The sequence below is a fragment of the Paenibacillus sp. S-12 genome (genome assembly GCF_030363895.1).
In the GTDB taxonomy this organism is placed as follows: domain Bacteria; phylum Bacillota; class Bacilli; order Paenibacillales; family Paenibacillaceae; genus Paenibacillus_B; species Paenibacillus_B alvei.
Window position 1 is genome coordinate 58,079 of record NZ_JASIUF010000002.1, and the last position, 22,365, is coordinate 80,443.

Annotated in this window: 20 protein-coding genes and 1 pseudogene; 15 read left to right on the forward strand and 6 right to left on the reverse strand. The window is 41.7% G+C overall.

All coding sequences use genetic code 11. From position 1 onward, the window contains the following. Positions 1 to 9: 9 nt before the first annotated feature. The 4 genes and pseudogenes from NO352_RS00295 to NO352_RS00310 form a co-directional block, all read left to right on the forward strand. The gene (locus NO352_RS00295; protein WP_289354674.1) at positions 10 to 1,602 is read left to right on the forward strand and encodes a type I restriction-modification system subunit M; all 1,593 of its coding nucleotides are present in this window, start codon (positions 10 to 12) and stop codon (positions 1,600 to 1,602) included. After that, the gene (locus NO352_RS00300; protein WP_289354675.1) at positions 1,592 to 2,809 is read left to right on the forward strand and encodes a restriction endonuclease subunit S; all 1,218 of its coding nucleotides are present in this window, start codon (positions 1,592 to 1,594) and stop codon (positions 2,807 to 2,809) included. Before NO352_RS00295 ends, NO352_RS00300 begins: the two co-directional genes overlap by 11 nt. 23 nt (positions 2,810 to 2,832) lie before the next feature. Continuing rightward, complete coding sequence (locus tag NO352_RS00305) at positions 2,833 to 5,994, forward strand: type I restriction endonuclease subunit R (protein ID WP_289354676.1); 3,162 nt, start codon at positions 2,833 to 2,835, stop codon at positions 5,992 to 5,994. 544 nt (positions 5,995 to 6,538) lie between these two features. Beyond that, positions 6,539 to 7,363: pseudogene (locus NO352_RS00310) on the forward strand (DUF4822 domain-containing protein); the annotation flags it as partial. A 145-nt stretch (positions 7,364 to 7,508) separates the two neighbouring features. Here NO352_RS00310 and NO352_RS00315 read toward each other — a convergent pair. Beyond that, complete coding sequence (locus tag NO352_RS00315) at positions 7,509 to 8,423, reverse strand: LysR family transcriptional regulator (RefSeq protein WP_289354677.1); 915 nt, start codon at positions 8,421 to 8,423, stop codon at positions 7,509 to 7,511. A 237-nt stretch (positions 8,424 to 8,660) separates the two neighbouring features. Here NO352_RS00315 and NO352_RS00320 point away from each other — a divergent pair, with 237 nt between their 5' ends. The 4 genes from NO352_RS00320 (at position 8,661) to NO352_RS00335 (ending at position 12,294) form a co-directional block, all read left to right on the forward strand. Continuing rightward, positions 8,661 to 9,251 (forward strand): ankyrin repeat domain-containing protein, encoded by a 591-nt coding sequence (locus NO352_RS00320; RefSeq protein WP_040735160.1) that lies wholly within the window; start codon positions 8,661 to 8,663, stop codon positions 9,249 to 9,251. Between the two features lie 66 nt (positions 9,252 to 9,317). Beyond that, a complete protein-coding gene (locus NO352_RS00325) occupies positions 9,318 to 9,785 on the forward strand; it encodes a nucleoside deaminase (protein ID WP_289354678.1) in 468 nt (155 codons plus the stop codon). 33 nt (positions 9,786 to 9,818) lie between these two features. Next, positions 9,819 to 11,042, forward strand: coding sequence for an amidohydrolase family protein (locus NO352_RS00330; protein ID WP_289354679.1), 1,224 nt, complete (start codon positions 9,819 to 9,821; stop codon positions 11,040 to 11,042). A gap of 28 nt (positions 11,043 to 11,070) precedes the next feature. Beyond that, a complete protein-coding gene (locus NO352_RS00335; RefSeq protein WP_289354680.1) occupies positions 11,071 to 12,294 on the forward strand; it encodes an amidohydrolase in 1,224 nt (407 codons plus the stop codon). Positions 12,295 to 12,391: 97 nt separating this feature from the next. On the opposite strand, the gene NO352_RS00340 is transcribed toward NO352_RS00335, so the two are convergent. Beyond that, entirely contained in the window at positions 12,392 to 12,679 is a 288-nt protein-coding gene (locus NO352_RS00340; RefSeq protein WP_289354681.1) for a hypothetical protein, read from the reverse strand. Between the two features lie 327 nt (positions 12,680 to 13,006). On the opposite strand from NO352_RS00340, the gene NO352_RS00345 reads away from it, so the two are divergent. From NO352_RS00345 to NO352_RS00365, 5 genes are all read left to right on the forward strand, one after another. Further along, complete coding sequence (locus NO352_RS00345; protein ID WP_289354682.1) at positions 13,007 to 13,627, forward strand: hypothetical protein; 621 nt, start codon at positions 13,007 to 13,009, stop codon at positions 13,625 to 13,627. Between the two features lie 50 nt (positions 13,628 to 13,677). Beyond that, on the forward strand, positions 13,678 to 13,860 hold the full coding sequence (locus NO352_RS00350; RefSeq protein ID WP_268620115.1) for a hypothetical protein: 183 nt from the start codon (positions 13,678 to 13,680) through the stop codon (positions 13,858 to 13,860). 115 nt (positions 13,861 to 13,975) lie between these two features. After that, a complete protein-coding gene (locus NO352_RS00355; protein WP_289354683.1) occupies positions 13,976 to 14,197 on the forward strand; it encodes a hypothetical protein in 222 nt (73 codons plus the stop codon). A 597-nt stretch (positions 14,198 to 14,794) separates the two neighbouring features. After that, the gene (locus NO352_RS00360) at positions 14,795 to 16,009 is read left to right on the forward strand and encodes an MFS transporter (protein ID WP_163976928.1); all 1,215 of its coding nucleotides are present in this window, start codon (positions 14,795 to 14,797) and stop codon (positions 16,007 to 16,009) included. A gap of 281 nt (positions 16,010 to 16,290) precedes the next feature. Next, positions 16,291 to 16,530: a hypothetical protein gene (locus NO352_RS00365; RefSeq protein ID WP_187698640.1), complete on the forward strand. Its 240-nt coding sequence runs from the start codon at positions 16,291 to 16,293 to the stop codon at positions 16,528 to 16,530. Between the two features lie 134 nt (positions 16,531 to 16,664). On the opposite strand, the gene scfB is transcribed toward NO352_RS00365, so the two are convergent. Both scfB and scfA read right to left on the reverse strand, forming a co-directional pair. Beyond that, entirely contained in the window at positions 16,665 to 18,044 is a 1,380-nt protein-coding gene (gene scfB / locus NO352_RS00370; RefSeq protein WP_171415227.1) for a thioether cross-link-forming SCIFF peptide maturase, read from the reverse strand. A gap of 100 nt (positions 18,045 to 18,144) precedes the next feature. Further along, entirely contained in the window at positions 18,145 to 18,294 is a 150-nt protein-coding gene (gene scfA, locus NO352_RS00375; protein ID WP_076321126.1) for a six-cysteine ranthipeptide SCIFF, read from the reverse strand. Positions 18,295 to 18,549: 255 nt separating this feature from the next. Between scfA and NO352_RS00380 the strand changes: the two genes are divergently transcribed. Next, on the forward strand, positions 18,550 to 19,104 hold the full coding sequence (locus NO352_RS00380; RefSeq protein ID WP_005543029.1) for a cupin domain-containing protein: 555 nt from the start codon (positions 18,550 to 18,552) through the stop codon (positions 19,102 to 19,104). 200 nt (positions 19,105 to 19,304) lie between these two features. Here the strand turns inward: NO352_RS00380 and NO352_RS00385 are convergent, their stop codons facing one another. Further along, complete coding sequence (locus tag NO352_RS00385) at positions 19,305 to 20,012, reverse strand: Crp/Fnr family transcriptional regulator (protein ID WP_289354684.1); 708 nt, start codon at positions 20,010 to 20,012, stop codon at positions 19,305 to 19,307. Between the two features lie 77 nt (positions 20,013 to 20,089). Here NO352_RS00385 and NO352_RS00390 point away from each other — a divergent pair, with 77 nt between their 5' ends. Further along, positions 20,090 to 21,388 carry an NCS2 family permease gene (locus NO352_RS00390; protein WP_289354685.1) on the forward strand — a complete coding sequence of 433 codons (1,299 nt, stop codon included), beginning with the start codon at positions 20,090 to 20,092 and terminating at the stop codon, positions 21,386 to 21,388. Positions 21,389 to 21,554: 166 nt separating this feature from the next. Here the strand turns inward: NO352_RS00390 and deoD are convergent, their stop codons facing one another. Further along, complete coding sequence (deoD, locus tag NO352_RS00395; RefSeq protein WP_005543024.1) at positions 21,555 to 22,271, reverse strand: purine-nucleoside phosphorylase; 717 nt, start codon at positions 22,269 to 22,271, stop codon at positions 21,555 to 21,557. Between the last annotated feature and the right edge of the window lie 94 nt (positions 22,272 to 22,365).

Consider the following 22,365-nt stretch of genomic DNA (forward strand, 5'->3'; position numbering starts at 1 on the left):
ACGTGTAAAATGGCAGATTTAAACACAAGCTTATTTAGTGCCGCGGACAACTTGCGAAGCAAGATGGATGCATCCGAATACAAGAATTACTTATTAGGATTGATCTTCTACAAGTATTTATCGGACAAATTAATAGAAAAGGTAGTTGAAATCGCAGACGAATCGCTAGAAGAATACGACACCCAAGACAAGCAGACTCAATTGTATAGAAATCTATTAGCAGACAAAGAAATCAAGGATGACCTAATTGAAACATTAGAAGATACACTAAGTTATGTGATTGAACCTGATTATCTATTCAATGTATTAGCCAATCAAGCGAAACAAAACACGTTTCAGTTAAATGATCTAAGTGCAGCCTTTACTAATTTATCTTCAAAATATGATCAATTTAATGGCTTGTTTGATGATGTAGATTTGAGATCAAAAAAGTTAGGAGCAGACGATCAACAGCGCAACATTACCATTACAGAAGTTTTGAAAAAACTAAATAATATTGATGTGATTAGACATGATGGCGATGTCATTGGCGATGCTTATGAGTTCTTAATAAGCCAATTTGCTTCAGAAGCGGGTAAGAAAGCTGGAGAGTTTTATACGCCTCATCAGGTATCCGTTATGATGGCTCGTATTGTCGCAATGGGGCAAGAGGATAAAAAACTGTTTAGTGTATATGATCCGACGATGGGATCTGGTTCCTTGATGCTAAATGTTCGAAACTATATTAACCATCCAGACAGTGTAAAGTATCATGGACAAGAACTAAACACAACGACCTTTAACTTGGCAAAAATGAATTTGATCTTACATGGTGTGGATAAAGAAGATATGCGTCTACGTAACGGGGATACATTGAACAAAGACTGGCCGACAGACGAGCCGTATACCTTCGATTCAGTCCTAATGAATCCACCTTACTCTGCAAAGTGGTCTTCAGATGATACATTCTTAGATGATTCTCGGTTTAATCGTTATGGGAAATTAGCGCCAAAATCCAAAGCAGACTTTGCTTTTCTTTTACACGGGTTCTATCACTTGAAAGAGACAGGAACCATGGCTATCGTCTTGCCGCATGGGGTGTTGTTCCGTGGAGCAGCAGAAGGTGTAATCCGTAAGAAACTGTTGGAAGATGGCAGTATTTATGCCGTGATTGGCATGCCGGCAAACTTATTTTTTGGAACATCAATTCCTACAACTGTTATTGTCTTGAAGAAAAATCGTAGCACACGTGATGTGTTATTCATTGATGCAAGCAAAGAGTTTGTCAAGGGGAAGAGCCAAAATAAACTATCCGATGAAAACATTGATAAGATTGTCGAAACGTATAAGAAGCGTGAAAGTGTTGAGCAATATGCTTATTTGGCTTCATTTGACGACATTAAGGAAAATGATTTTAATTTGAACATCCCTCGGTACGTAGATACGTTTGAAGAAGAAGAGTCTGTTGATATGGCTGCAATTGGCTCGACGATTAAAGATATTAGGAAAGAAAGAGCAGAACTAGAATCCAGTCTTTATGACATGATTTCTTCGCTACAATATGATAAGAAAGACGAAGAGTGGATCAAAGGAGCATTAGAGGTGTTTAATCGTGGAAAATAGACATATACCAGAAATTCGTTTTCCGGGATTTAACGGCCATTGGGAGCTATGTAAGTTAAAAGATATTTCTAAAATTTATGACGGAACTCATCAAACACCTAAATACACAGATTCCGGAATTAAGTTTGTTTCTGTTGAAGATATTAATGATATCGAAGCTTCTAATAAGTATATCTCCATTGAAGATTATGAAACTCAATTCAAAAATAAGCCAGAGGTTGGAGATATTTTTATGACTCGGATCACCGCTGGAGTTATCGGTGCCACAGCGGTAATAGAAAGTGATGAACCTTTTGCTTATTATGTTAGTTTAGCATTAATCAAACCTAATAAAAATAATTCAGGATTATTTGTAAGTTCATATATATCAACAAAGGGGTTCAAAAAGGAACTAAACAAGCGAATAATCCATACGGCCTTTCCTAAAAAAATTAATCTTCTTGATATTGGAGAATGCAGTATATTAAAACCTCAAGAAGAAGAACAAATTAAAATTGGTGGATTTTATAAAAAACTTGACGAAACGATCGCTTTTCACGAACAGGAGCTAACAACCCTCAAAAAAACAAAACAGGGATTCTTGCAAAAAATGTTTCCAAAAGAAGGAGAGTCTGTGCCGGAAATTCGTTTTCCAGGATTTACAGGAGATTGGCAGCAGCGTATGTTTGGGAATGCAGTTGATATATCTACAAATATGGTAGATCCAAAAACGGGGAAGTATGATTCGTTATTACACATTGGTCCAGGTAATATAGAATCATTCACAGGAAGAGTCTTGAATAATGTCAAAACAGTACGTGAAGAAAATTTAATCAGTGGGAAATTCTATTTCAAACCTGGCGATATTATTTATGGGAAAATCAATCCGCAGCTTGGGAAATATGCAATGCCAGATTTTGAAGGGTTATCAAGTGCTGATGCATATGTTTTAAATTCTAAAAATGATGTTATACAAAGTTACCTGTATACAATTTTGCAAACTTCTAACTTTTTTGAGTATTCTGTTTCTGTATCCATGCGGACTGGTATGCCTAAAATTAACCGGGAGGAACTCAATCAATATATTTTTATGGCTCCGTCCGTAAAAGAACAAACCCAAATCGGTAACTTTTTCAAACATCTAGACGACATTATAGCTCTTCATCAACAAGAACTAGATGCCTTAAAAGAAACCAAAAAAGCGTTCCTACAAAAGATGTTTGTCTAAACATACAAAAGAGAGGAAGACACATGGCGAAGATAACACATAACACTGAAGCAGAAGTGGAACGTCGCTTAATTGAAGTATTAGGCGAAGGTCATAACCAGTGGCAATATCGTCCAGATCTAAAATCTGAAGGCGATCTATGGAAGAACTTACGTCAGAAAATTACACAAAACAACTTATCCGAAATTGGGGATCACCCAATTTCGGATAAAGAGTTTGATACGATTAAAACAGAGCTACTTTTGAAAACACAGACTCCTTTTGACGCCGCTAAATGGCTCAAAGGAGAAAACGGAATTGCACGGATTACAATCGATCGAGAAGATGTATCTTTAGGTTCAATGTCCCTAGTGCTATATTCGAATCAAAGCATTGGTGGCGGAATCTCTACATATGAAGTAGTACATCAGATTGCAAAACAAAAAGCAAACATAGATGATCGGGATCGTCGCTTCGACGTGACCCTTTTAATCAACGGATTGCCCATTGTTCAGATCGAATTAAAGCAAGTCAGCGCCAAAGACGGGGTGTTTCAAGCTTTTAATCAAATTAAGAAATATGCAGAAGAAGGCATGTTTAGAAATAATATCTTTTCGACTCTTCAGCTATTTGTCATTTCCAATGAACAAACCACTCGTTATTTTGCCAATGCAATGCCTAAAGACATGCATAAAAAGTTGATCTTTAGCTGGCGCACTACGGAAAACCGGAAAGTAGAAAATCTCTATGAATTTGTAAAGCAAGTCTTAAACATTCCAGACGCTCATCGCTTGATTGCTAATTATACGATTGTAAGCGAGGATCAAGACAATAAAGCTTTAATCGTGTTAAAACCTTATCAGATTCATGCTATTCAGGCCATGTTTACATCTGCGATGAAACATGAATCTGGATATGTGTGGCACGCGACCGGTTCAGGAAAAACGTTAACCAGTTTTGTTGCTACTAAGTTATTAGCTCGCAAAACAGGCGTAGATCGTACTATCATGCTCATTGACCGAAAAGACTTAGATAATCAAACAACGGCAGAATTCACTAAATTTGCTTCGGAATTTAATACAGGTATTTCCTCTGGTAACGCGAAGTCGAATAGTTTGATTGTCGGAACCGGAAGTGCAAAAGAGCTAAGTCAAACTCTACTCTCTGATGCTAATTCGAATACAGTAATCATTACGACTCGTCAAAAGTTAGAAGCGGCCTTGCGTTATACCAAAAAACAAGAGGATCCAAAAGCCAAGCAGCGTTTTGGTAAACTTCTGGGACAACACATTGTTTTTGTGGTGGATGAATGCCACCGTGCACTAAGTTCTGAAGGAATGAAAGAGATTAAAGGATTTTTCCCCAATTCAACGTGGTTCGGATTTACAGGTACACCGATATTTGAAGTAAATAAAAAGCAAGCCAAGGGTGAATTAGCTCGCACGACTCGAGATCAATATGGAGAGCGCTTACATACATATACGATTAAAAATGCATTAGATGACGGGGCTGTTCTAGGATTCCAAGTTGAACATGAAGATACAGTTGAACCAACATCGTTATATAATCTTATTTTTAATCAACTTCGTGCATGTGAAAAATACGCCGATCTTAGTCATGATGAAATTAATGCTATGATCGATGAGATGGATGACATCAAAAAGGAAGATTATCTTGAATCATCTACTTTTGAAAATGATGATCATATTCAAAAAGTTATCCATAAGATTTTCAAGCCAGATAATGCTTATATCAAATTTGATTTTCAAAATGGTCGCCCGCAAAAATCAGCTATTTTAACAACAAGTTCTATTGGTATGGCGAAGCGGTATTACAACGCAATTAAGGAAATGACAAAAGATCCTGAATGGTTGAAAAATGAATTTGCCGGTCATCCCATTCGAGCAGGAAGAACGATTGATGATCCGGATTTCCCTCGGATTGCGATTACTTATTCAATACAAGAGAACGAAGATAATTCCAAACAAATTCAGGACGAAATGAAAGACGTCATCAAGGAGTATAACGAATATTATCACACAGCTTGGTCAATTGAAGATATCGAACGTTATAACGGAGATATTAACAATCGTTTAGCTCGTAAGAAAGCAGAATTCAAACAATTCGGAAATCACATTGACCTTGTTATTGTTGTAGAACGCTTATTGACCGGTTTCGATGCACCAACCATTCAAACGTTATTTGTCGATCGGAATTTAAGCTATGCCAATTTGATTCAAGCTTTTTCCCGGACGAATCGTACTTATCCTGATAAGAAAAAAGGAATGATTGTAACCTTTCGCAAACCTGCGACAATGGAACGAAATGTACAAGAGGCGACGAAGCTATATTCTCATGAACAAGAAGAAACAAATCTCGTTTATCCAACCTATAAAGAGACGAAGAAACGTTTTACAAAAGCTCATAAAAAATTGACAACAGTAGTACCAGATCCGATCGAAATTAACGAGCACTCCCCACTTGAGATTCGAATTGAATTTGTAAAAGCGTTTCAAGAGCTAAATAATGCTTACGAAGCATTGGTTACTTACGATGATTACAATGATGAAATGGAAGAGTCCTTAGATCTTCAAGAACAGGTAAAGACCTTAGAAGAATATATTGGCGTGTATAACACCATTAAAGGATCACTTATGGATTCAGAGGGCTCAGAGGGTGAACCAGAACCAGATTTCTCAGACATTGAGTTTTATGGAGAAAATGCAGTAAAGATCTATGACATTGATTCAACCTATATTGATAGACTGTTAGAAACGTACTCAGCCAATAACCAGAGTACACGTGAAGAGATCGAAAAAGCCCTTCAAAAACTGAAAAAATCAGAAATTGTAAAAGATATATACCGTGCAATGTTAAATGCAATTGATACCGGGGAAGTGCATCCAGAGGAAGATATTCTTGTAGTGAAACGACGTTTCTTTACAGAAACTGTGAATGCAGCCGTCCAAAAGTTTGCGGATACTTGGTGTGTAGACGAGAGTGAGCTGCATTCATCTGCTATTCAGTATGTAATTGGAGCAGACCCAATTCCGAACATTGGAGATATTATCAATAGCAAAGATTTTGATAAGTATAAAGCCGCGAATCCAGGTGCAAAACCATTGAAATACGGACCCGAAATGAAACGTCAATGGAGGAAAACATTAGACGAAGTGATTGTTCCTTTGAATGATGAATTACGTTAGCTGTTATATTTTTGACAAAATTAATGGATCATTATGTGATTTCTGGGGGAAATGGCCGGAATGAATAATGCCTATACGATCTCGGTACGATATTTGGACCGATGTTGGCAGGTATTTTGTTTGAAGTCTTTCCTCCACAATCGCAATAAAAGAGAAAAGCTGTCTACGATCCATTACTATATAAACTCCTTTATCCTATATGGAAAACATATAGAAAACTAATTAATAATATATTTTCCATTTGGTTTTCTTGGTGATAGCATATTGATCAAGAAAGGTAAAGGAGGAAAAAATTATGAATAAATATTCTACAAAGCTGGCTTCTCTGATGCTGGCGGCGTCGTTGGGAGTAACAGCTCTTCCATTTGGCGTGTTGCAAGCAGATGCTGCTTCTGTGAAACTCTCTACAGAAGAAATCCAACAGGCTATGATCGAACTTTCCAATCTTCGTGTCATGCAAGGTTATGAAGGCGGCAAAGCAAAGCGTGGTGAAGTCGGATATCTGTTGAACAAAGCGCATAAAGCAGTTCTCGCACCAAACGCCAAGCTTACCAAAGGTCAGGAAATGGCTGACATTCTGAGCGGCACGGACTGGCAGGGTACAAGAGTATATGATAAAGATCATCATGACCTGACTAAGGAAAATGCCAACTTCATTGGCCTGGCCAAATATGAAGCAAAAACCGGGAGATATGAATTCTTCGATGCAAAAACCGGTGCAAGCCGCGGTGATAGAGGAACCTTCTTCCTTACTAACGATGGAGAGAAGAGAATCCTGATCTCGGAATCGATGAATTATCAAGCAGTTGTCGATATGACAGAACTGAATAAAAAGGTCTTCACCTATAAAAGAATGGGTAAAGATGCTCAAGGTAACGACGCAGAAGTATTCGTCGAGCATGTTCCGTATAAAGGAAAAAAACTTGCTTTCACAGAGCCGGACAAATCATGGAATACAACGACTGGCGATATTGTTAAAAACGTTGATGGAGATCAAATTTTGGGCAGCACACTTTGGCATGGAACAAAGGTTCTGGACGAAGAGGGAAATGAGATCACAGAATACAATTCCAACTTTATCAGCCTAGCTAAATTTGACGATAAGACGAATAAATATGAGTTCTTCAATGTGAATACGGGTGAAAGTCGTGGCGATTATGGCTACTTTGATATTTTGCATGACAATAAAGTCAGAGCCCATGTTTCTATTGGAAAGAACAAGTATGGTATCGCTGTTGAAATTACCGAGCTTAACAATAATAAATTTACGTATAAAAGAACAGGTAAAGACAAAGACGGCAAAGATATAACCGTATTCGTTGAACATGAGCCATATAAAGGAGATTTTAACCCTGCATTTACTTTTTAAATGATGCAGTACGATTTGCCTCAATGAAGTGAATTCATTCGTTTGAAAATGATCAAAAAGATCCCGGATCGTTAGGATCCGAGGGTCTTTTTTTTGATTTCCGCATTCCACAAAAAATTGGACTCCATAATAGGGCTTGAATCAATCAATCCATTTCCTTATGCGCATGATGCTGCAGATACCTTCCTTCTTTTTTGAATAAATCGATAAAATTCCGGGCCGTGTTGGATAAGCGGTGATTTTTCAGCCATATTAACCCAAGCGGAGAAGACATCCCAACTGTAGAAGAAATTTTGTGCGCATGAATCGGAACCCCTTTATGCCGATGAAGCAATGTTTCCGGAACGATCGACGAACAAAAGTCAGTGGAAACCAACTCCATCAAAAGCGCTATGTCGGAACATTCGCCGACAATGGGGGGATGCATATTAAGCCTTGAGTATGCCTCCAAAATTAAATAGTGTACACCTAATCCCTGTGTGCTTGGCAATAGGAGCCGCTCGTTAGTTATGTCCGCGAGCGTTACTTCATGTTCAAACCGTTTCTGTTTCTGGGATGTAATCAAATAAAACGGTTCGGTATACAGATGAAGAACTGAGAAATCGTCCAATTCAAGCGGCAATCGTATGAATGCCAATTCGATAGCCCGATCTCGGACTAACTGACAAAGATGAGCGGACTCATTTTGTTGGATTTTGTACGTTACCTTTGGATAGTGCTTTTGAAATTGATGTAGGATTTCAGGCAAATCAGCAACCGAAAACGTATTTACACCCATCGTCAATTTGCCGTTTACCCCATTTTCGACCTCAGTCACTTCCATTTTAGCCTCTTGCATTAATTGATCCATTTGCAAGGCATAGGAATATAAGGTTCTTCCTGCATCCGTTACTTCCATGTATTTCCCGTTTCTTTCCAACAATATCGCGCCAAGCTCCTCTTCCATTGCCCTCAATTGTTGGCTTAAAGGCGGTTGAGAAATATGGAGTCTTCTCGCTGCGGCTGATATGCTTCTTTCCTCCACAATCGCAATAAAATAGCGAAGCTGTCTGATATCCATCGTTGCAAAGACTCCTTTCTCATATATGAAAAACATATATATAACTTATTTATTATATATTTTTCGTTTGATCCCCTTCATGTTAGCATATTGGCAAAGAACGATAAAGGAGGCCGAACGATGTCCCGTCTCTTGCTGATTGTAATGGTTGTCTTACTGGCTGGGTGTCAAACCGATTTCGGCCCTTCAAAGCGTTTATCAAAGGAATCAAATTCTGATGAAAAGAAGGTGGAATGGATGAACCAGAAATTGATTTTTTCAGCAGAGGAAGGGGATACCGATAACGTTCTGAAGCTGCTTCAAGACGGAGCAGACATCAATGCAACGGATGGACGCGGAAGAACGGCTGTCGTGGCAGCAACTTATAACAATAAAGCAGATACGGTAAAGGCGCTTATTCAAAAGGGTGCGGACATTAACATTCGCGACGCCAACTTAAATAATGTCCTCCTATATGCTGGAGCAGAAGGACTTCTCGAAATCGTCAAACTCGCGCTTGATGCCGGTGCCGATCCGAAACTTACGAACCGGTTCGGGGGAACAGCACTGATTCCTGCTTCGGAACGCGGACATGTCGAGGTTGTTCAAGAACTGCTTAGTCGTTCAGGCATCGACGTCAACCACATCAATAACTTGCACTGGACGGCATTGTTGGAAGCGGTCATTCTAGGCGACGGCGGAGAGAAGCATCGAAAAATCGTACAACTGTTAGTTAACCATGGCGCCGATGTGAATATTGGGGATGGAAATGGGATCACCCCCTTAATGCATGCACAGCAAAAAGGATTCCAAGAAATTGCTGACCTATTAATCGAAGCGGGGGCGTAACCCTCTTATGCTTTATCGTGCTTAAAGAGGGTTTGGAAATGAACGATAAAACATGAGGTGATTATCATGGATTTTGTAAAACGTACCATACAATTGGCTCTTACAAATGTTGAAGAAGGCGGCAGACCCTTTGCTACTGTGATCGTTAGAGATGGAGAAATCATTGCGGAGAGTCCGAATCTAGTGGCGCAAACCAGTGATCCGACAGCTCATGCAGAGGTGCTTGCCATCAGAGAAGCATGTAGAAAACTGCAAACCGAGCATTTGACTGATTGTGAAATTTATATTCTTGCGAGTCCGTGTCCAATGTGTCTGGGAGCTCTGTATTATTGCAGTCCTAAAAAAGTGGTTTATATTACAACACGGGAAGATTATGCTCCTTTTTATAAAGATAATCGCAAGTATTTTGAATTGGAAACGTTCTATGATGAATACTCCAAACCGATGGAGCAACGCAGGCTGCCTATGGTTCAGCATAAAGACGAAGATGCGATTAAGGTATATGAGCGCTGGAGCGAATTAAACCATAAATAAGCGTGAACAGTTGCAGCGAAGGAGGAGAATGAAGTGGCGGACAATGCTTACTGGTTAACGAATGTTCGGTTGGAGACCGGCTATCAGGTTGAGAATGGTACCGTAACGGGGACAGAAACCATGCTTTTTCATGTACAGATTTCAGATGGGGAAATCAGTGAAATCGTTCCCGCAGATCAACCTTTAGAAACGAATATGCCGAAACGGGATGCAAATCGATATCTCATGCTACCCTCTTTCCGCGATATGCATATCCATCTTGATAAGACATACTACAGTGGCCCATGGAAGGCGCCAACGATTCCACGTAAAGGACTTTTGACTAGGCTGGAGGAAGAACAGGAATTACTCCCGCGTTTGTTGCCTGTAGCCAAGGAAAGAGCAGAAAACTTGCTGGGATTGCTGACCCATGCCGGTTCGACCCATATTCGGACCCATTGTAACGTCGATCCATATATAGGACTGCGGAATTTGGAAGCTACGCTTCAAGCCGTAGAAGCTTACAAAGGAAAAGCTTCGGTTGAAATTGTGGCGTTCCCGCAGCATGGATTATTGCGCAGTGAATCTGTTTCTCTCGTAAGAGAAGCATTGAGAAGCGGTGCTGCTCTCGTTGGCGGCGTTGACCCTGCAACCATCGACGGCAATATTGAGAAGTCGCTGCAAACGGTAATGGAACTAGCCGTGGAAGCGGATGCGGGTATTGATCTTCATATCCATGATCCAGGCCATCTTGGCATTTTTACCTTTCAACGATTGGCCGCGTTAACAGAGGAAGCCGGGTGGCAAGGAAGAGTCAACATCAGCCATGCTCTGGCGTTGGCTGATATTTCTCTGGAAGAGGCAGGTCAAGTTGCAGACCTGTTAGCTGAGCAGCGGATTACGATTACATCCACCGTTCCGCTTGGAAGGACACTTCCGATACCGCTCTTAAGCGAAAAGGGTGTGCAAATCTCCCTCGGTGATGACAGCATCACGGATCACTGGTCTCCTTTCGGCAAAGGAGATAGTCTTGAAAAAGCAGGTACATTAGCGGAACGATTCGGCCTGAAGGACGAACGTTCCCTTGGACAAACACTGGGGTATATTACAGGCGGCGTAACACCTCTAAATGTGGATGGACAACGCATCTGGCCTAATGTCGGAGATGCTGCCGACCTCGTTCTCGTTGATGCAAGTTGTTCAGCCGAAGCGGTTGCACGAAGAGCAAGAAGGGTCGCAGTTGTTTTCCAGGGGAATCTGGCAGCAGGAGAACTTTAATCATAGAACGTTGAAAGGATGAGCTTCATTGAATACTGCTTATTGGTTAACCAATGTCCTGTTGGAAACGGGATTTCAGGAAGATAACGGTGTGATTACGGGTACCAAAACGGAATGCTATCATCTCTTAATTGAGGACGGGAAAGTGGCGAAGATCGTCCCAGCGGTTGAGTCCGTACCGGATGAACTTCCTAAGAAAGATGCGAAACGGCTTCTGATGCTGCCTTCATTCATCGAAAAACATTGTCATTTGGATAAAACATTGCTTGGTGATCGATGGCGTGCGGTAACACCTGCTAGCAACATTTTTGAACGGTTTGACATCGAGAAGCAAGTACTTCCTTCTTTGCAAACTACGACGCAAGAACGCGCGGAACAACTGCTTGATATGTATGTGAAGTCTGGTGTAACGCATGTGCGCACGCATGTCGATGTTTATCCTGAGGTTGGATTGGAGAATTTGGAACAAGTTAAGCGAGCACTGCAAACATTTGAAGGGAAACTGTCCTACGAAATCGTTGCTTTTCCTCAGCACGGTTTATTGCGTTCCAAGTCGAAACAGTTGGTCAGGGAAGCCCTTCGCCAAGGAGCAAGCTTCGTGGGCGGGGTCGATCCGGCCACGGTGGATGGTGATCTCGAAGCTTCCTTGCAGGAAATGGTGGAGCTAGCCGTAGAAGGAAATGCGGGCATTGACCTGCACTTGCATGACGCCGATCATCTTGGTGTGTTTACGATCAAACGATTGGCCCAGCTAACGAAAGAAGCAGGATTGCAAGGCAAGGTTGCCGTTAGCCATGCCTTTGGGCTGGGGGATGTCTCTCAAGCTCAAGCGGAAGTCATAGGAGAGCTTCTGGAAGATGCAGGGATCTCCATCATTACCAGTGTACCGATAAACCGCAAGTTTCCGCCAGTCGGTTTATTACACCGGAAAGGTGTTAACGTTGCCGTCGGATGCGATAATATTTTTGATGTGTGGTCGCCTTTTGGAGATGGGGATATTTTGAAACGCGCCGGTCGTTTGGCGGAAATGTACGGATGGTCCGATGAGCGGGCATTAGCCCGGACGCTGCAATTTATTACTGATGGCAAGACACCATTACATGATAATGGCGAAAGAGTGTGGCCCAAAGTCGGAGATGATGCAAACATGGTGCTAGTCGAAGCTTCTTGTTCGGCGGAAGCTGTCGCAAGAAGTTCGGACCGTGTCGTCGCTACGATGTTCAGAGGCAATATCGTATCAGGTTCAGTTTAATGGGAATTGACGTTTCAAATTAGATTGAAAGAGTAGCCGCAATAATCCCTTATAAGTAAAAGCTCAGGCGCCGGGCTTCCCAGACCGACGCTTGAGCTTATTTTCTTCTATAGAACTTTTCCCAACCCTTTATAACTTCTGCTTGAGTCAATTGTCGTTCCCTCAGACATTGGGATGTCTCCCATTCATGTATCGCTTGTTGCTTTGTTTTGTAAAAGCGGTAGTCGCAAATATTCCAGGAACAGAACAGCTTTCTGTACCATTTTCCGTTTTGAACATCACCTGTAAAGCGGCGTACAGCTTTGCTTGCCTGCCGTTTGCTCCAGCGGGTACCGGGTGTTTGGTGGTCTGTCCATACGGGTGATTTTTTCATACTATTGCTCATTTGGCTCTAATTCCCCTCCTTGTGGGAAGCTAGAGGCCGTCTAATTTCTTCATAATTTCACCTCTTCCAAGTTCGTATCGTTCTGTATATATAGACGTTATCGATAATCATATGTTTCTTAAATGCTTGATATTTGAGAAGCCATTTTGTTTTCTCTCGTAGTTGAAGGTATTTGGTGCATGTATCATTCAGGTTCGCAGAACTCCTTTTTTTCATGACTATTATGAACTCTGTTTTGGTAGGGTTTAACTCGATAAATGTCGAAGTATGGTGAGAAGATGAGCAGGACGGTGTTACTCGCAATGTAAATAGAGAAGGGAGAAAACAATGAAAGATTTAAAAATTCTTAAAGAACGAAAAGAGTGTGTGCTTTTTCAAACGAGTGAAAAGGATAGCCGTAATGGATGGATCGGAGGGAACGCACCGGCTTATTTTGATGAACGAGAAGGCATGGTAAATAAGGATATGGAGAGGTATTTTTATTTGTCTATCGTTAACCCTTTTGATGAAACGGAGATGATCTCCATTTTTGCTCCTAAACATTTTGAAGATCGTATTTCTAAAAATAGATATCCAAATTGTTCTTTATTAACAATGAAACATCCTAAGACAGAAGAGAGTAAATTTGATACTTTTACCGATCCTGATTTAGTAAAGCACTTTATTTCGGAAGCCAATATGGTAAGTGATAAAGCGTCATTAGAAGAACGTTTTCTTATCAAATTCGGGGGAACTCCAAGGCATATTCAGGGAGAAGAGTATTACTATAAGGAGTTGCATGATGACGGTTTTGATTTTCTATTTCAGATCGATGAGGATGGGTATCCAGATACACTCATAAAGCCGAGGAAAAGCTATCCCTTTGCGTTCGGTGCTATCTATTTATATGCACAAATGGTAGAAGGTTCGATTGAGAACCCCATACAAAGTTATTGGCAATTTTCTTAAAAGTAATTATTACATGCACGTCCTAAAAAGTGTAGCGAGGTTGATTTTAAATGAACGAAGACATTACAAAAATGATTGATTGCCTAAAAGGAGCTTTAAAAGAAGATCCTTCAACGATTGTTTTTGGAAAATTAAATGACGGGATCACGGGGATTCATGAAGAAGCTGATTCTCTAAAGCTAGCGAAATATTACGAACTTATTAAAAGTAACAAATGGAGCGCGGTGCGGTGACATTGATTTATGGAGTTACAGTGAATTAGAGCGTAATCAATATGTTCTTTCAGATATGCAAGACGACAAAGAATCATGGTTATCAATAGGCCAGATTCTTTATGAACCCTTAATCATGAACAGATTTGATGGGATTGTTTATAGATTGGATGAAGACGGAACGACGATGAATGATTTTGGAGAATTAGATTTCTTTTTGAAAAATGTTGTGTTTGGATCTGGTTATTGCAAGGTGATTATGGATATGGATGGTATACGCAAGATGTCATGGGAAAAAAAGCAGTTGGGCATCCAGAAGGGTATCCCAGTGGTTTCCGTCATTATGTTACACGGCTAATTGACGAGGAATTAACAGTGATCGTTCTTAGCAATGAGATGACGGTGAATTCCAAAAGAATCAACCGTAATCTTACATCCATCGTTCTTCAGCAGCCGATTTGGATATGGGAGGAGCGACTTTAATTATAAAAGCCTTTTCTCAAGTTTGATACAAGATAAATTCAGCAACCTCAATCCCTTCTCACTAGAGAGGGTTAAAGCGGCTTAATTAGTCCCTATTGAGCAAATAGTGAAAAGCCCTAAGAGTCTCCATCAATAGATTTCAGTTTTGACGGTTAATATGTACCATATAAATATTAATTCACTCTTATAGCATGAAATGGATGTTGACAGTATCTGCTCTATTTTGCTAGTATGTATCACGAAATAAATTTCCTTTAATGCAGTCCAGAGAGGCTGAAAAGGGCGACGTGATATTGTAAGGCTAATAATATCTATGTTTTCGCATGCCCTTTTGCCCTTTGTGCAGAAGGGCATTTTTAGTACCTCTTTTAAAGGGAGTCCTGTGAGGCTTCAAAAGAGAATGGAAAAGTCTTGTGTAATCCATTCCCTCAAACACGCAGAAAGATCAACAAGAAACTGGAGGATCGTTAGAATGGATTATCGTAAGAAAACAGTGGCAGCTTCAGTAGCTGGATTAACGTTGGAAGGAATGGACATTATGTTTATTTCCTTTGCGATGACAATGATTATTTCGGAATTTAACATTGATTTCGCAACGGGTGGACTGATTTCTTCTATAACGAATATTGGCATGCTGCTAGGCGGCATTATTTTTGGGGTTTTAGCTGATAAGTATGGGCGGGTAAAAGTATTTACGAATACCGTCTTGTTGTTTGCAATTGGGACGGCTTTAACTGGACTAGCAACGAATATTGAACAAGTTTATGTGTTCAGATTTATCGCAGGTCTTGGCGCAGGTGGAGAATATGGAATTGGCATGGCTCTCGTTGCCGAGGCTTGGCCGAAGAACAAACAAGGAAGGGCATCCTCATATGTGAGTGTGGGTGCACAGTACGGCGTTATTTTAGCAGCGTTACTAAGTGCTGTTATTCTTCCGCTTTTCGGATGGAGAGCTTTATTCTTTGTTGGCGTGTTACCTGTCATTTTCGCCTTTATTGTGCGAAAAAACCTTGAGGAATCTCCAGAATGGCTGGCTGCCCAGAAGAATAAAGAAATTAACAAGCAACGTGAAAAAGGCAAGCTGGCTCAACTATTTGAAACGCCTAGAACAACGATGACGACAATTTCCTTGATTATTATGGCCACGGTGCAAATTGCCGGCTACAATGGCTTAATGATTTGGCTGCCATCCATGCTGCAGAAATCGCAAGGCTTATCCGTTTCAAGCTCTGCTCTTTGGACGATTAGTACAGCGGTTGGCATGATTGTTGGGATGCTAACGTTCGGCCTGTTTATGGATCGGTTTGGCGCAAAGCGTGCTTTCGGCATCTTCTTGCTTGCCTCTTCATGTGCTGTGTTTTTATACTCCTATGCTGCTGGAAGTGTCGCTATTTTAATCGGTGGCGCGATTGTCGGCTTCTTCTCGAATGGCATGTTTGCCGGGTATGGAGCTTTAATTAGCAGCTTCTATCCTGTGCAGATTCGAAGCACAGCGACAAACACAATTTTTAACTTCGGTAGAGCAATTGGAGGATTTTCACCAATCTTTGTCGGCTATATTCTTCAAAGTTATGATATGACGGTCGCAATGATCTACTTAGCTGCCTTATACTGCATTTCCCTTATCGTCATGTTGACTCTAAAGAAAGAGCCAAGTGAGACTTTGCAACCCGTTGACGTTAAATAAATTCAAGCATGAAAGAACGAATTCCACACTATAGGGATTCGTTCTTTTTTTTATGTGCACCTGGTATGGTATGAACTATAATAAAGACGTAGTTATAGGAAGCGATCTCCGCATATAAAGAAATCAGCTTTCAGGATTTGCAAACATCTCGCTTTTGGAATGTAAATTAAATAGAAAAGTAGGATGTGGAACTTACATGAACAACCATTCTAAAGGGAACAATAATAGATTTCTGAATTCATATTCCGTTAAACGAAGATGAAGAGGATTCTTATTACACAATGTCCATTGAAAGAGCGAAAGATAGAAGGGCAGATTATTCTGAGGATTTTGAGAATTTCATTCTATTTCATATCCCTTTTGCCGACAATCATGCGGATAATGATTTTTGGATTGATATCCAAACCGGGGAAATTAAATATATGGATTACGAAGAAAGCTACAACCCCGATGATGCAGTAGTTGTTGCACCTTCATTTTTAGAATTTTGCAAGCGTATTCATGAAAATCGTAGGCAATAGATCACTTTTTCGTATTATGAAAGCAATACAAATCTTTCTACATGCGTATGTTTCGCAAAATGATTTAGATACATATGGCAGACAAGTACGGACGAAAATAGCAAAGAGGGGCCTGTTGCCCCTCTTTCATCAATCTACATTTCACTCTCTTCCATCTCTCGAATTGACTCGGCGACCTTGGCCATCATGGAGCATTCGATCCGTTTGCGGAACACGTCACAACTAAACTCGTAGGTTCCGTTGATGGAGCCTGTCGCATGCAAGGCATTGGCGGGGCAGCCGCCGCTGCAGTAGAGCTTAGCCCAGCAATCCTGGCACTCCGGCTTCGTATAGCAGTTGCTCTCTTTGAATTGGCATTGCAGCTCAGGCCGCGTGATGCCTTCCCAGATGTTGCCCATGCTATACGCTTCATCCCCGACAAACTGGTGGCAAGGGAACAGTTCGCCCCATGGCGTGACAGCAAGATATTCGGTGCCTGATCCACAGCCCGTGATTCTTTTCTGGATGCAAGGGCCTTCTGAGAGATCGAGCATGTAATGATAGAATGTAAATCCTTTGCCTTGTTCGCTGCGCTTAATCATTTCCTTGGCGAGAATTTCGTACTGATTGTAGATCTCCGGGAGATCCTTCTCGGTAAGGGCATAGGGTTCCCTTGGATCACAGATGACAGGCTCCATCGAGATTTTATCAAAGCCAAGATCTGCGATATGGAAGATGTCATTGGTGAAATCGACATTGTTTCGCGTATACGTTCCCCGTACATAGTATTCCTGGTCTCCGCGCTTTTGGACGAATTCCTGGAACTTCGGCACGATAGAATCATAGCTGCCTTTGCCCGTAACGGTTGTACGCAGCCGATCATGAACCTCTTTTCGTCCATCCAGACTTAAGACGACATTGTACATTTCCTGATTTAAAAACTCGGTGACCTCATCGTTTAACAGCATCCCGTTCGTTGTAAAGGTAAAGCGGAATTTTTTCTTCCATTCCTTCTCTTTGCTTCGGGCGTACTTTACAATCTCTTTGACGACTTTCCAAGCCATAAGCGGTTCCCCGCCGAAGAAGTCGATGTCAAGGTTCCGGTGATGGCCCGAATTTTCGAGTAAGTAATCAATAGCTCTTTGTCCAACCTCTACGCTCATAATTGCGCGATCGCCATTGTATTTCCCTTGGCTGGCGAAGCAATACTCGCATGACAGATTGCAAGTATGCGCGACATTGAGACATAGCGCCTTCACATACGTTTTTCGTGCTTTTAAATGAATAGACAGTTCCTCATAAGCATCCTCTGTAAAAAGCTGCTCATTCTTTATAAGTTCCTCGACCTCTGAGATTGTCCCTCGAATGCTTTCTTCTGTATATTGTTTTTCCTTCATTAATGCTAGGATTCGTTCGGGTGTTTCCTGTTCATAAAGCGCAATGATCTCATACGCCAGGTCATCAACAACATGCACTGAGCCACTATAGGTGTCGATCACGATGTTGTATCCGTTCAGTTGATATTGATGAATCATACTGCGAATCAAGCTCCTTTTGTCTACAAATTGCAGGTGGTATCCATAGAAACAACTTCGCCGTCCTTGGAAGGACGGCGGTAAGTTCATTGCCTATTTGTTATTTGTTCATTGCGTTCTCACAACGCTGATTGGCAACGCCGCAGGAAGTTTTGCAAGCAGACTGGCAAGATGTCTGGCATGCGCCGCATCCGCCGTGTTTTGCAGTGTCCATCAGTTTGCGTGTGCTCAGTGTGACAATTCTTTTCATCATGAGTAACTCCTCTACCATTTCATTGGCTATTATTTACCGCTACGTTGAACTATGGTAGCAACAATTCGGAATTCACAGCAATCAAAAAGGTCACACCATTTGAAATGTTTTGTCTGTAATTATCCTTCAGAGACGTGGTTTGGTGAGGGTGGAATTCGAATGAGAATGATTCAAACAGGATCTGCTAACCTTTATATAGGCATCTGCATAGTCTATACGGTGGTGAATAATATCTGTGCGAGGAGAATGAATATGTATCCGTACTATTACCAACCATGGCATTATCCCGTTCATTATCCCCCGAGCGGCGTGAATCGGTGCTATAGTTGGAATCCATATGATTACAGCTGGTATAATCCCGAGGGGCTTTTTTCAAGGAGAAATCATATTGCATTGAAGGATTATGGGGGCCAGCCGTTTGTTGTCAATATTGAGCAGGCAGCCGAGCAAAACCAAATGTACCGTACGGCCTTATGGACTGGAGATCATTTGCAAGTGACGCTGATGAGCATTCCGGTTGGAAGTGATATTGGCTTGGAGGTGCATCCAACAACCGATCAGTTCATACGCATTGAAGAAGGGCATGGGCTTGTAAGGATGGGAGAGAGTAAGGATAAATTAGATATCGAGCAGCGGGTCGATGATAATTATGCGATTATGATCCCGGCGGGTACATGGCACAATGTAATCAACACAGGATATAAACCGCTTAAGCTGTATACGATCTATGGCCCTCCCAAGCATCCATTTGGCACCGTTCATCAAACCAAAGAAATTGCCATGGCCGCTGAAGGCAGCCATCAATGAAATCGTCTGACAGGTTGATCCAATTACATGATGAAGGCCAAATTGTGCTAGAAAGACGCTTAGATCCAAGGATCTAGGCGTCTTTTCATGAATGGACTACGATATCAATAGTATGATCCAGTTCACAAAATAAACGTTACTGGCGTAACTGATACGGCTTCGTTCTTTTGATATAGTTAGGCTGTTAGCTGACGAGGAATCTACCATTTCCGAAGTGCAGGAACCTCTTCCGTTCCTTCGCACATCTGTTCCAGTTTCTTTAAATTTAGGATATAGATATATTTCTGACGAATATCAATCAGCCCTTCACTCTGAAAGTCACTAAGGGTTTTGGAAATGGATTCGCGTGTAATGCCAACCATATTGCCGAGCAGGGCATGATTGATTTTCATATCAACTTTGTAAGCGGTTCCATGTTCTTGACCAAAATTATAATAGAGATCCATAATTTGATTTGCGACCTTCGCTCGCACATCACAGAACGTCATATAACGAATCATGCGGTTTAAAACACGAACTCTTTGGAACATTATACCGTATGCTTTGTGGAGAACAGATGGGTACTCTTCAATGATTTGCAAAAAATCTTGCTTACTGATCTGCCATGCGATAAGCGATTCCAGTGCCTCAATGGTACAAATCCGATGGTTGTCGCCAGAAATGGCCTCAGCTTCGCCGAAAATTTCACCTGGGAGTTGAATGCTGAGCACAACTTCTTTCCCATCTTGAATACGATATATTTTGACTTTTCCTGTCCGAAGAATGAAAATCTCATCGCTTTGGTCATTTTCGAACATAAATACATGATTTTTTTTATAATGACGTTCTTTAAGCATCGGCGCGACGCGGCTAGCTAAATCACCTGCTGGAATCTCAGAGAAAAGTGGGATTTGAGTAATATCTATCATACTTCCATATCCTTTCATAGTGAGATCAGCACTATTGTACCATGGTTTTGCTGCGAGTAATAATGAGGAATAATTGGATGGAGGCAAAGGGATTGAATGCACGAGTAAAGGATTTGTTTCAGATTCGAGACAACGAGACTACAATACGTACGGAAATGCTGGCAGGTCTGACCTCATTTATTACGATCGCCTATATTATTGCTGTTAACGGAGCTATTCTCAGCATTGCGGGCATGCCGTATGAAGCCGCGACGATTGCAACCGTACTCTCTTCGATAGTCGGATGCATGCTGATGGCATTCTGGGCGAAATCACCGCTCATTCTGGCGCCCGGCATGGGGGATAACGCGTTTTTTGTATTTACGTTGGTGGCTTCCTTCGGTCTTACGTGGCAGCAGGCATTGGCAGCCGCATGTATCGCAGGAGTTATGTTCTTCTGCATTTCGTTGACGAAGGGCGTTACCTATTTGTCGCAGACGATACCTGTATCGATGATACGAGCCCTGACGGCAGGAATCGGGTTGTTTATTGGATTTTTAGGGTTGAAAAATGGCGGTGTGATCGTACCGAGCGAGAGTACATTCGTCCAATTAGCGAGCTTGCGTGATCCGCATGCGTTAACGACCATTTTGACACTTGCCATTGTCGTGCCGCTGTTCTTGCGCAGGGTGAAGGGGAACTTCCTGATTGGAATCATTGCAGGAACGCTCATTGGGGGATGTCTTGGAATCGTCGATTTCTCAAATATGGACAACTTTACGTTCTCCATGGCAGGGTATGACAGCCTGCTGTTTGCTTTTGATTTTAGCCAATTTAGCAGCTTTCATTTCTGGATCGCGGTGTTTTCCTTATTGATGGTCATTCTCTTTTCCAATATGGGGGCACAGTTAGGCATGCTGCCGGACAATTCGAAGTTCCGGCGTTCGTTTCAAGCTAACGCGCTATCCATTGTAGCGGCATCTATGCTGGGGTGCAGTCCGACGACAACGGTTGCTGAGTCCGCAACAGGCATCGCGGCAGGGGGAAGATCCGGCTTAACGCCATTTATTGCAGGACTATTGTTTATTCCGGCATTATTCGTTGTTCCGATTTTGAAAATGATCCCGAATGCTGCGATTGCGCCTGTGCTGATCATCGTGGGCTGTTTCATGATACAAGGTGTTAAAGATATTCAGTGGGATGACTTGACGGAGGCTTTTCCAGCATTTCTGATGATGCTTATGATGCCGTTAACTTTCAGCATCGTGAATGGAATTGCATTCGGCTTCATTGCTTACCCGATTGTCAAAATCGTCACAGGACGACGTTCTGAAATTACGGCCGCAATGTATGGGATCGCGGTATTGTTCTTGATCTATTTTCTATTGGGACAGTAAAAGAAATTGTGTAATATTTTGTCTAAATATGGTAAACTGAGTAGAAAGGACGATTGGAGAGGGTGAATCGTTGTGGGGTTTATTGTCGAAACCCGAATATGACGCATGGCGTATATTTCTGCCGAGCGCCTATATTCGGGCTTGTTACTGTTACTATGAACAATACTTATCCCTGACGGATTGCTGTCTCCAATGCCACTTCAATCATATCGTTGAACGTCAATTGGCGTTCTTCCGCTGTTGTAGCTTCACCTGTCAGGATATGATCACTTACCGTGAACATGGCTAGTCCGTTGATTTGATGCTTCGCAGCCAGCGTATACAAGGCGGCAGTCTCCATTTCTACAGCCAGCACGCCGTATGCGCCGAGCCTCATCATCGTTTCCTTGCTATTGTCTTCTGTATAGAAGATGTCCGAGCACAAAATGTTTCCTACACGCAGGTTCAAATTCTTTTCCATGCCGATATCATAAGCTGTTTTGATCAAATCGAAGTTTCCGATCGGCGCGAATGAATAACCAGGGAAACGGTTCGTATTAATGGAAGAATCCGTACATACTGCTTGCGCGATAAGAACATCACGAAGCTTCACCTCATGCTGAATGGCGCCGCATGTTCCGATTCGAATTATCGTTTTAACATCATAATCCTGAATCAATTCTGTCGCGTAAATCGCGAAAGAAGGAACACCCATCCCGGAACCCTGTACAGAAACAGGCTTGCCTTTGTATGTTCCTGTGAATCCAAGCATCCCGCGAACTTGGTTGTGGCATTTCGCATTTTCCAAGAATGTCTCAGCAATATATTTCGCACGCAGCGGATCTCCAGGCATTAAGGATACTGGTGCGATTTCACCTTTTTTAGCTTCTAAATGTACACTCAATGGAACGTACCCCCTTGGTTAATTTTCAAGCGCTTGACTTATGAAAACGTTTTACTCTATTACCCTATCATACGTATACGCATAAATTCAGTAA

Bases quoted from the DNA above. Each gene is read 5' to 3' on its own strand.
- NO352_RS00295 (WP_289354674.1), top strand. From the start codon at position 10: ATGGCAGATTTAAACACAAGCTTATTTAGTGCCGCGGACAACTTGCGA.
- NO352_RS00305 (WP_289354676.1), top strand. From the start codon at position 2,833: ATGGCGAAGATAACACATAACACTGAAGCAGAAGTGGAACGTCGCTTA.
- NO352_RS00315 (WP_289354677.1), bottom strand. From the start codon at position 8,423: ATGGATATCAGACAGCTTCGCTATTTTATTGCGATTGTGGAGGAAAGA.
- NO352_RS00320 (WP_040735160.1), top strand. From the start codon at position 8,661: ATGAACCAGAAATTGATTTTTTCAGCAGAGGAAGGGGATACCGATAAC.
- NO352_RS00325 (WP_289354678.1), top strand. From the start codon at position 9,318: ATGGATTTTGTAAAACGTACCATACAATTGGCTCTTACAAATGTTGAA.
- NO352_RS00340 (WP_289354681.1), bottom strand. From the start codon at position 12,679: ATGAGCAATAGTATGAAAAAATCACCCGTATGGACAGACCACCAAACA.
- NO352_RS00345 (WP_289354682.1), top strand. From the start codon at position 13,007: ATGAAAGATTTAAAAATTCTTAAAGAACGAAAAGAGTGTGTGCTTTTT.
- NO352_RS00350 (WP_268620115.1), top strand. From the start codon at position 13,678: ATGAACGAAGACATTACAAAAATGATTGATTGCCTAAAAGGAGCTTTA.
- NO352_RS00355 (WP_289354683.1), top strand. From the start codon at position 13,976: ATGAACAGATTTGATGGGATTGTTTATAGATTGGATGAAGACGGAACG.
- NO352_RS00360 (WP_163976928.1), top strand. From the start codon at position 14,795: ATGGATTATCGTAAGAAAACAGTGGCAGCTTCAGTAGCTGGATTAACG.
- NO352_RS00365 (WP_187698640.1), top strand. From the start codon at position 16,291: ATGTCCATTGAAAGAGCGAAAGATAGAAGGGCAGATTATTCTGAGGAT.
- scfB (WP_171415227.1), bottom strand. From the start codon at position 18,044: ATGATTCATCAATATCAACTGAACGGATACAACATCGTGATCGACACC.
- scfA (WP_076321126.1), bottom strand. From the start codon at position 18,294: ATGAAAAGAATTGTCACACTGAGCACACGCAAACTGATGGACACTGCA.
- NO352_RS00380 (WP_005543029.1), top strand. From the start codon at position 18,550: ATGTATCCGTACTATTACCAACCATGGCATTATCCCGTTCATTATCCC.
- NO352_RS00385 (WP_289354684.1), bottom strand. From the start codon at position 20,012: ATGATAGATATTACTCAAATCCCACTTTTCTCTGAGATTCCAGCAGGT.
- NO352_RS00390 (WP_289354685.1), top strand. From the start codon at position 20,090: ATGGAGGCAAAGGGATTGAATGCACGAGTAAAGGATTTGTTTCAGATT.